Annotated in this window: 12 protein-coding genes; 11 read left to right on the top strand and 1 reads right to left on the bottom strand. The window is 38.6% G+C overall.

Going from position 1 to position 8,798, the window contains the following annotated elements; translation table 11 throughout:
- Positions 1-328: 328 nt before the first annotated feature.
- The 7 genes from BLS20_RS13750 to BLS20_RS06995 all read left to right on the top strand — a co-directional run bounded on the left by BLS20_RS13750 (position 329) and on the right by BLS20_RS06995 (position 5,281).
- Positions 329-505 carry a hypothetical protein gene (locus tag BLS20_RS13750; protein ID WP_176762329.1) on the top strand — a complete coding sequence of 59 codons (177 nt, stop codon included), beginning with the start codon at positions 329-331 and terminating at the stop codon, positions 503-505.
- A 62-nt stretch (positions 506-567) separates the two neighbouring features.
- Complete coding sequence (locus tag BLS20_RS07020) at positions 568-960, top strand: VirB6/TrbL-like conjugal transfer protein, CD1112 family (RefSeq protein ID WP_176762328.1); 393 nt, start codon at positions 568-570, stop codon at positions 958-960.
- Between the two features lie 89 nt (positions 961-1,049).
- Positions 1,050-2,609 carry a hypothetical protein gene (locus BLS20_RS07015; RefSeq protein WP_090173653.1) on the top strand — a complete coding sequence of 520 codons (1,560 nt, stop codon included), beginning with the start codon at positions 1,050-1,052 and terminating at the stop codon, positions 2,607-2,609.
- Positions 2,610-2,622: 13 nt separating this feature from the next.
- Positions 2,623-3,183 carry a hypothetical protein gene (locus BLS20_RS07010; protein ID WP_090173652.1) on the top strand — a complete coding sequence of 187 codons (561 nt, stop codon included), beginning with the start codon at positions 2,623-2,625 and terminating at the stop codon, positions 3,181-3,183.
- 18 nt (positions 3,184-3,201) lie between these two features.
- A complete protein-coding gene (locus tag BLS20_RS07005; protein WP_090173651.1) occupies positions 3,202-4,209 on the top strand; it encodes a hypothetical protein in 1,008 nt (335 codons plus the stop codon).
- Positions 4,206-4,466 (top strand): YkgJ family cysteine cluster protein, encoded by a 261-nt coding sequence (locus BLS20_RS14100; protein ID WP_090173650.1) that lies wholly within the window; start codon positions 4,206-4,208, stop codon positions 4,464-4,466. The genes BLS20_RS07005 and BLS20_RS14100 overlap by 4 nt, the downstream gene beginning before the upstream one ends.
- Before the next feature lie 350 nt (positions 4,467-4,816).
- Entirely contained in the window at positions 4,817-5,281 is a 465-nt protein-coding gene (locus tag BLS20_RS06995) for a pyridoxamine 5'-phosphate oxidase family protein (protein ID WP_341443195.1), read from the top strand.
- 7 nt (positions 5,282-5,288) lie between these two features.
- Here the strand turns inward: BLS20_RS06995 and BLS20_RS06990 are convergent, their stop codons facing one another.
- Positions 5,289-6,176, bottom strand: coding sequence for a LysR family transcriptional regulator (locus BLS20_RS06990; protein WP_090173648.1), 888 nt, complete (start codon positions 6,174-6,176; stop codon positions 5,289-5,291).
- A 147-nt stretch (positions 6,177-6,323) separates the two neighbouring features.
- On the opposite strand from BLS20_RS06990, the gene BLS20_RS06985 reads away from it, so the two are divergent.
- From BLS20_RS06985 to crcB, 4 genes are all read left to right on the top strand, one after another.
- On the top strand, positions 6,324-6,854 hold the full coding sequence (locus BLS20_RS06985; protein WP_176762327.1) for a flavodoxin: 531 nt from the start codon (positions 6,324-6,326) through the stop codon (positions 6,852-6,854).
- Positions 6,855-7,012: 158 nt separating this feature from the next.
- Positions 7,013-7,381: a nuclear transport factor 2 family protein gene (locus BLS20_RS06980; protein ID WP_090173647.1), complete on the top strand. Its 369-nt coding sequence runs from the start codon at positions 7,013-7,015 to the stop codon at positions 7,379-7,381.
- Positions 7,382-7,394: 13 nt separating this feature from the next.
- A complete protein-coding gene (locus BLS20_RS06975) occupies positions 7,395-8,234 on the top strand; it encodes an aldo/keto reductase (protein ID WP_090173646.1) in 840 nt (279 codons plus the stop codon).
- 162 nt (positions 8,235-8,396) lie between these two features.
- Positions 8,397-8,765 carry a fluoride efflux transporter CrcB gene (gene crcB / locus BLS20_RS06970; RefSeq protein ID WP_090173645.1) on the top strand — a complete coding sequence of 123 codons (369 nt, stop codon included), beginning with the start codon at positions 8,397-8,399 and terminating at the stop codon, positions 8,763-8,765.
- The last annotated feature ends 33 nt before the right edge of the window (positions 8,766-8,798 follow it).

Below are 8,798 nucleotides of genomic sequence, written 5' to 3'. Positions count from 1 at the left end.
AACAAAGTGCAGATTTCTGCCCAATATAACAAGTAAATAGTGCTGACGGTATCTGGGAGGAGCCAATATGACAAGACGGTTCGAGCCAACTGCGTTCTCCCTATGTGCGCACGGGAAACCGTGATCCACGATAATAGATAGCAGGGCTCTCGGCGGACCATTAGCCTGTTGGTAACCAATCCACGAATAACAGAGTGGCTACATGCCGGAGACTGTTAAACTGGCTCTTTCCAGATGCTGTCAGACAATAACAAATGTGACAATTATCAGGTGGAAAGTTTGTTGAGGCTTTCCTGCTTGACAAAGGTCACTTCATAACAGGGAGAAGATGGTTGCGGATGAAAACTATCCTTATACGTTAACATATGAGTGGGAAGATACGATTGTTTCTGAAGAACAGTTTAATGCTAACGTAGCAAAGCTATATGACCTAGATAAAAGTATATATCCAGATGATTTTTATACGTATGATGAGTTTTTAAATGTACTTGAGACAGGAAAATGATTTTCATATCATGCCAGAAAGAATTCTTGAATGACTTGATGTAAACGGTATAACGTTTACAAATGCTGATCACGCATTACTTTGATAGCATCATGGTAATCTTCGAGGTGGCAGGGCATGTGATTTCTCGGAGTGGAAACATCATCCAAAACTCAATAGCGGTGAATGCATCCCAACTTGCGCAGATGCTTTCCACACAAGAGACCATGTCTATCGGACAGCTGTTGCCACTGTTTATGGAAATCGGACTATTGAACATAGGAATCAACATCATGTCTATGATGATTTTTCTAGTTATCTACGGACGGACGATTGAAATCTATCTGACGATAAGTCTGGCACCACTTCCATTTTCAACCTTTGGAAATAAGGAGCAGAGCCAAATCGGGCAGAACTACGTGAAGAGGTTCAGAATGCCTACATTGCAGATCACACCTGCTTTGCGGGTATTTTGAATATATAATCATTATATATCTAAAAATAAACAAATTAGAGGTATAATATAGATGTATTATAACGCTAATTTGTGTATTAGGGGGCTTATATGGATGAAAATAAGAAGAACAAGAAGGAAAAAGATTTATTAAATGCTGGAGTAGCAGGCGCCGCTTATGAGAAAGTTCAAAGATATGGTTCAGCAGCAAAACAGCATTATGTTGCATATTCTGGAGAAGATAACGAATTAGGCAAAAAGCTAGTTAAAGGATTAAAACAGATTTCAGAAGAAAAAGTTAATCCTGATTACGAATATCAAAATATACATCAACAAGCCGGATTTTCTGCTGAAGTTAAAGATGTAGCAAGAAAAAATGCTGAAAAAATCATAAAAGGTGATTCTACAAGGAAGATAAGAACCGATGATCTTGGAAATGTTAATGATCCTCTTTATGATACAGTTACGATAGATGCTGAAGGAAATGTAATAGATGGTACAGGTGCACAGATGAAGTTTTTGGGTGCATCTCAAACGGATCCAACTGGTGAAGGGAATGCAGCACGTGCACTTAAAAAGCTTCAGTCTAAAAAGTTCCAAAAGTACTTGGATGCTGATGCAAAAATCGATGTTCCATCTGACCAGTATGACAAGATTATTCAAGAAGCGAATGATAAAATTGATGGTTTGTCAAAACAATTAGAAAATCAGAAGCAGGCTGGAAATAGCGAACAAGTAAAAAAACTTCAGGAGCGTATAGATAAGCTTGAGAAAATCAAAAAGAATTTGCGAAAGAGCAATGTGTCTAGCGATGAAGCTGTTTTTGCTAGATTGCATCCTAAGCTTTCTACAGCAATGGATGTTGCTAAGATATCGCATAGAGCTGGTATACAAACTGCAAAGACATCTGCAATTTTGGGGGGTAGTGTTTCAATTGTAAAAAATATTGTTGCTGTATGTAAAGGTGAAGAAGAAGCTGAAGAGGCTGTTAAGAATGTGGCCAAAGATACTGCTACTACTGCAGCTGTAGGGTATGGTACGGGATTTACTGGTGCTGCAATAAAAGGCGCTATGCAGAATTCTAAATCACAATATGTACGTGCTCTATCTAAGACAAATGTTGCGGGAACAATTGTTACAGTTACGGTGTCTGCAGCAAAAACTATGACGAGATATTTTAAGGGAGAAATTGATGGAGTTGAGTGTTTAGAAACATTAGGTGAACAAGGAACAGGAATGATTGCATCATCTATGTTTGCGGTTATTGGACAGACGGTTATTCCAATACCGGTTGTTGGTGGATTGATAGGTGGTATGGTGGGCTATGCATTATCGTCTGCAACTTATGGTGTTTTAGTTGGCTCCTTGAAAGAAGCTAAATTGGCTCGTGAAGAAAGAATCGCAATTGAACAGGCATGTGAAGAACATATAAAAATGATTCGAGAATATCGCGCCCAAATGAATGACATTATTAACGAATATTTATCAGAAACTACAGAAATATTTAATGAATCATTTTCTGGCATTAAAGATGCTCTTGCTATTGGTGATATTGATTTATTAATTGAAAGCTCGAATGCAATTACGGTTGCATTTGGTGGTAATAAACCATTTGAAACAATGGACGAATTTAATGACAAAATGCTATCAGGAGAAACTTTTAAATTGTAAGGAGGTTATAGTTATGTATCGAACAAATCAAGCAAAGTTATATTATTTGTTTATGTTATCAGATGGCGAAGCATCAGAGCGAGAGAAAAAGTTATTTACAACTATTTGCAAGGACTTGAATATTGATGCTGATGAGAAAAAACGCATTATAAAAGAATGTGAAAATACGCCATTTGACGGTATATTTGATGAAATCAAAGAGTTGGCTGGAGAGCCAGTTGAAGAAATGAGAAGTAGCTCTTCATTGTTATCAATTATGAGTTTTTTAGGTAACTCTAAGGATTATGCAACTATTTTATGGAATCTTATAAATTTAGGATATGCTGATACAAGGTATACATATGAAGAACGTGAAATTGTAGATTTTTTAAGAGAACATTGGAAAGTAACGGAAGATTTATATCAAGAGATGATAGATGTTGCAGAGACATGCTTAGCTTTAGAGGAACACAAAAAATGGGTTGAAAATTTAGAGGAATCTGATTATAAAGCTGAAAAAATGAAGCAGATTAAGAAAGATATTAAGATGGCGCAGGATGGTATAAAACTTACTTTAGCTGAGTTGGATTTTTAGGAGAGGAGGAGATAAAATATGCCTATACCTTTTTTGTTTATAGCAGTGGGAGTCGGTTCTGGATTAGTGGGAGTTGGCAAAGGAATAAAGGCTGGAATTGATCAGAAGGAAGCAAACGATACAAATGAAATGGCCGAGCAAAAAGTTAATAGAGCTAAAGAAAAAGCTAATGAAAGTAGAAAAAACTGTGGTCATGCGATAGATAGCCTTGGAAAGAGAAAAGTTGCTGTACTTGATGGTAGTATAAAAAATTTCATTACTGAATTTGAAAAATTAAATCATGTAGAATTAACAGAATCTACTGGATTAAATGAATTACAAAAGATGGTTTTGGATAAAAAATCATTCGCAGAGTTGAAAGATTTGCAAGGGATGGCATCGTCATTAGCTGGCGGTCTTGCTTCTGGGGCTATGGCTGGCGCACTAACTGCATTTGGCGCATATGGAGCTGCCGGTGCACTTGCAACAGCTTCTACAGGAACAGCGATTGCATCTCTTAGTGGGGCTGCAGCTACAAATGCTACATTAGCATTTTTTGGCGGTGGTTCATTAGCAGCCGGAGGTTTAGGTATGGCAGCTGGAACTGCGGTTCTAGGAGGCCTTGTTGCCGGACCTGCTTTAGCAGTGCTGGGGGTTGTTGCTGGAGCAAAGGCATCAAAGAATCTTGACGTAGCAAATGCAAATTATGCTAAGGCAAAAGAATTTGAAGAAGAGATGAAAACCGCGGCAGCTTTATGTTATGGAATTAGAAGAAGAGCAGCAATGTTTAATAGATTTTTAGTTCGCTTGCAAACAGTGTTTGATCCTATTGTTTGGGAAATGACTCAGATTATTAAGGAGAAAGGTACTGATTTTAGAAATTTTTCTGATGATGAAAGAAAGTGTGTGGCATCGGCAATGTCTTTAGCAGGTGCAATAAAAGCAGTTTTAGATACTCCAATTTTGGATGAGGCCGGCAATCTTACTGAAGAATCTGGTGAAATTATTACTATCACACAGAAGAAAGTTGATGAATTAATGTCATGATTTTTCCATGTGATAAATGTGGTATTTGTTGTAATCATATAAATGAGATTCCAGAGTTGAGTGTATTCGATTCAGGGAATGGGAGATGTATTCATCTTACAGAAAACAACCTTTGTGATATATATGAAACACGCCCAGATATATGTAACGTTGAAGCAATGTATAGGAAGAAGTATTGCTTTGAAATGAGCGAAGATGAGTATATTAGGGCAAATATTGCTGGTTGTAACGAATTGAAAAGAAAGTATACAGCATAAGGCTTGGAGTTGCTCAAATGCTGCTGGATATAAAGTATCGGCATTTAGTCAAATTGATAAATGGGTTGAGTTTACTAGGGAGTAGCCTATGGATTTCAATAATAATGGGAAATTGGATGTAGAAGATTAAATGATTTTCGAAGATGTTGAAAAGAGATTGAGATGTTTCGTGATGTAAAGATAATAATTGAATAGCGAACCTAATATAGACCAGTACATCGGAAACGCTCAGATTATTTAGCATGAAATCCAATAATTTAGCGGTAATTTGATTTCTTTGGAGAAAAAAAGGTAATCGCCCGACCTGAAAATATTTGCAAAGAAGCGAGGAAAATATTATGTTTCGCAAGATGCGTAGATTTAAACAGCAGGTGCCGGAGGAAGAGTGCATCGAGATTTTGAAAAACACCAAAAGAGGGGTACTTTCCGTAATTGGGGATGATGGTTATCCCTATGGAATGCCCATCAATCATTATTATAATGAGGAAGACGGAAAGATTTATTTCCATGGAGCAAAGGCCGGCCACAAAATTGATGCCATCAAAGCCTGCGACAAAGCCAGCTACTGTGTTTACAATGATGGCTTTACAAAGGAAGGTGACTGGGCGCTTAACATCACCAGTGTCATCATCTTTGGAAGAATTCATCTTGTGGAAGATGAGGAGCTTTCTCTAAAGATTTGTTCCGAGCTGACTCGAAAGTTTACCGACGATCAGGCATACTTGGATAAGGAGATTGCAAACTCCTTCAAAAATGTACAGTGTCTCGAACTGGTTTTGGAGCACATGACCGGAAAACTGGTAAATGAGGCATAAGCCTTTGTTAAAGAGGAAAGGCTACGACATCGCTATAGATCTTTTGTAAAGTTGCGATAAAGCTTTGCACACTTTTTCTTTGGTCTGCCTTATGTGAACACAACACGCAGGAAAACGTATCCTTGCAGTCGTAGGGAATCCATGCGTATTGGCCACTGTGATCATTTAAAAAACCGGGAGATAAGCAGATCCCTTTGCCCGTTGCGATGTTGATATGAGTGGTATCGTGATTGGGACTGTTAAAGTATTCGATTTTCCCGGAGGCGATGAGCTTTTGCTGTATGCTTCGAAGAAGCGCCGGCGAACCACCGCCCACCATTAGGGTGCGACCATAAAGGTCCGCGTCTGTAATAAGATTCTTTTCGGCAAGAGGATCATTTCTGTCACAAACTAAATAAACATGGCTTTGAAACAGCTGGTGGACATTTGTGCCTGCCAGCTGTTTTGTTTGTTCCTCCAAAGCAAAAACGATGTCGGATTCATTTTTCAAAAAACTGTCGATGCCATTTTCATATTGAAAAAGAGGGGTGATCAAAACGCCTGGATCATTTGTTTCAAATTCCTTAATCGCCTCCGGCAAAAAGTAAATCGCCTGCCTTACCATAAGGCTGATGCTAATATTATCCTGATATTTAGCACTGAAATTTTGGCCCTGCTCAATGGCACGTTTCATTTCCTGGCGCATATTGGAAAGGTAGGTTACGAATTGCTGACCGGCAGGTGTCAGAGAGGCACCTTTTCCATTTCTTACAAATATCTGAAAACCAACTTCTTCCTCTAATAGCTTAATCTGATAGGAAAATGTAGGCTGGCTTACAAACATATTTTCCGCACCTCTGGAAAAACTTTCTGTATGAGCCAGTTCAATACAATAATCGATTTGCTTTGTTGTCATAACGCACCTGTGATATTTAAAATTTAAATCAACTATCTAATGTTTCTATTGGATATTATAAAGTATCCGTGGGATAATGTAAATATCAAAGGACAAAACCAATTGGGAATAACAAAGATTGATAGAATTTTTATGGAGGAAACAAAGATGGCAAAAACATTAATCGCATTCTTTTCAAGAGCAGATGAAAATTATTTTGGCGGAGCAATGAGATACGTAAAAGTCGGAAACACAGAAATTGTTGTGAACCAGATGAAGGACTTAATCGATGCAGATACATTTAAAATTGATATGAAGGATCCATATTCACCGGTTTACATGACCTGCATTGAGGAAGCTAAGAAAGATTTAAGAAAAAACGCTCGCCCGGAGCTTACCTCTTATTTGGACAGCATAGACGCATACGACACCATCGTACTTGCCTATCCAAATTACTGGGGGACATTTCCTATGGCAGTGGCAACATTTTTAGAGAGATACGATTTTGCCGGAAAAACCATCCTGCCTCTTTGTACGAATGAAGGAAGCGGCATGGGTTCTAGTGAGGGCGATGTAAGAAAATATGCTCCCGGAGCGGATGTGAAAAACGGACTTGCCATTACCGGAAGCTATGCTGCAGATGCGAAAGCGGCTGTGGAAAAGTGGTTTGCAGAGAATGGATTAAAAAAAGGTTATTAACTCAGTCGGGGTACAAGCTCCGACTGAGTTAAACGCTCCGCGAGGATGCGCACGGATTCGGACAGGAATTTGTCTGCTGAAGCAGACCCGAATCCGGCGCGCAAGACTCGCGAGCGAGTCTTGACGATGCTAGATCCGGCAGAGCAAAGGGAATAGATATGAGCGAAGAAGAAAAAATCATAGAACTATATAAAGATTATTGGGATTATATGATAGAGAAAAATATAGATGGTCTTAGAAATCTTATGTCTTTAGACTATTGTCTTTATCATATGACCGGCGTGAAGCAATCCATTGATGAATTTTTAAGAGGCCTGGAAAATGGTACTTTTCATTATTATTCAGCGGATCATGATGACATAGAAGTAAGCATTGATGGCAATCGTGCAACCATGATTGGTAAGAGCAGAGTAGTTGCTGCAGTTTACGGTGGTGGAAAAGGAAGCTGGAGGCTACAGGGAGATTTTACACTTAGAAAAGAAAATGGAAACTGGAAGTTGACAAGCTCTAGAGCATCAACCTATTAAGGAGGATTTTTAAATGGAAAATATTGTATTAAATAATAAATTAGAATGCCCGGTAGTGGGAATCGGAACTTTTATGCTTTCCCCTGCAGACGCTCAAAATAGTGTGCGAGAAGCCTTAAAGATGGGCTATAGACTGGTAGATACCGCAAATGCGTATGTAAATGAGCGTGCGGTAGGTAGAGGAATCAAGGAAAGCGGAGTAGATAGAAAGGAAGTATTTTTATCGACAAAACTTTGGCCATCAGAGTATGAGAATGAAAATGCTGTAGATGAAACATTGGAGCGCCTTGGCGTGGATTATGTGGATCTTCTTTACATCCATCAGCCTGCGGGAAACTGGCTTGCAGGATACAGACAGCTGGAAAAGGCTTATAAGGAAGGAAAGGCAAAGTCGATCGGTATTTCGAATTTCGAAGGAAAATATATTGCCGAACTTGAGACGAAATGGGAAATCGTGCCTCAGTTTATCCAGGTGGAAGCACATCCATATTTTACACAGACACAGCTTCGTAAGACTTTGGACAAATATGGTATCAAGCTTATGAGCTGGTATCCTTTGGGACATGGTGACAAGTCTTTGGTCAATGAGCCTGTATTTGTAAAGTTGGGTGAAAAATATGGCAAGTCTCCGGCGCAGATTATCCTTCGTTGGCATACACAGATGGGATTCACAGTTATTCCCGGAAGTAAAAACGTAGATCACATCAAGGATAATTTGGATATTTTAGATTTTCAGCTAACCGACGAAGAAATGGCGCAGATTGCGAAGCTGGATAAAAATGAAAGATATTATCACAGAACAGATGAGCAGCTGGTTCAGTTCGCAGGATGGAAACCTGATTTTGAAGGATAAATAATCAGCTGAAAAGGGTCAAAACATTTTATAACCTTAAATAATTTCAAAATATTATTTTTTTTCAAGTGTGAGATATGATAAGCTTACATGGTAAAAAAATTAATAAATCGTAGTTAGTTAATTAGGTGAACTACAGGTTTATATGGTTAAGAGGTTTATATGAGTTTTTTGTTTGTAGCTCTTGGAGGTGCGTTAGGGGCAGTAGCGCGATATGCCATAAGTCTTATTCCGATGAAGACGGGATTTCCTGTACTGACTTTTATCACCAATATAATAGGTGCTATTTTGATTGGCGTTGTAGTTGGTGTTACAAGTGATAAGGAAGGGATATCCGATCATACCATTTTGTTTTGGAAGACGGGGGTTTGCGGAGGCTTTACAACTTTCTCTACATTTTCGCTTGAGGCTTTCAATCTGTTTGATCATAAACAATATGCTACCGGTAGTATATATGTGATATTGAGCTGTGGCTGCTGTATTTTAGGAATACTATGTGGTAAGAAAATTGCTTCTGTTATAAAATTTTAACTCAGTCGGAGAAATCCCCCACCTCTAAGCGTT

Source organism: Eubacterium oxidoreducens, assembly GCF_900104415.1.
Taxonomy (GTDB): domain Bacteria; phylum Bacillota; class Clostridia; order Lachnospirales; family Lachnospiraceae; genus Eubacterium_C; species Eubacterium_C oxidoreducens.
The sequence above is the reverse complement of the archived record's forward strand: the minus strand, read 5'-3'. Positions and strand labels throughout refer to the sequence as shown.